A 280-nucleotide genomic window follows, 5' to 3' on the forward strand; every position below is an offset into this window, starting at 1 on the left:
ATCAGGGGTTTTGAGAACTGAACCCCAGCACAACCTCACCCTGAATCCGCGCGTCGTGAAGTCTATCAGGGGTTTTGAGAACTGAACCCCAGCACATGGGTTCGGTGTCCCAATCGGCCACGAAGTCTATCAGGGGTTTTGAGAACTGAACCCCAGCCAAACGAGAAAGAACAGTTTGAGAACGAGAAGTCTATCAGGGGTTTTGAGAACTGAACCCCAGCCTGTCTGGGGTTAGTGTGTGGTCTTGTAGAAGTCTATCAGGGGTTTTGAGAACTGAACC

Origin of the sequence: Corynebacterium sp. HMSC072G08 (genome assembly GCF_001809185.1) — a bacterium.
Taxonomy (GTDB): domain Bacteria; phylum Actinomycetota; class Actinomycetes; order Mycobacteriales; family Mycobacteriaceae; genus Corynebacterium; species Corynebacterium phoceense.